The 206-nt window shown below is 69.9% G+C and carries 1 pseudogene; it reads left to right on the top strand.

Annotated features, from left to right (window positions below):
• Positions 1-206 (top strand): annotated as a pseudogene (locus tag IO39_RS56515) (ISAs1 family transposase); the annotation flags it as partial.

The raw sequence follows: 206 nt of genomic DNA, 5'->3' as shown, positions 1-206 counted from the left end.
ATCCTGAACGACCGCACCGACGAGCACGGCCACGGCCGCCGCGAGATCCGCCGGATGAAGATCTGCACCGTCCGCCCCGGCCTGCCCTTCCCGCACGCCGCCCAGGCCATCCAGGTCAAACGCCGCCGCACCGACCACCGCACCGGCAAGACCACCATCGTCACCATCTACGCCATCACCAGCCTCCCACCGGGCCGGATCACTCA

It is taken from the genome of Nonomuraea candida, from assembly GCF_000725485.1.
GTDB classification, from domain to species: Bacteria; Actinomycetota; Actinomycetes; order Streptosporangiales; family Streptosporangiaceae; genus Nonomuraea; species Nonomuraea candida.
This window is presented reverse-complemented; position numbering and strand designations above follow the sequence as displayed.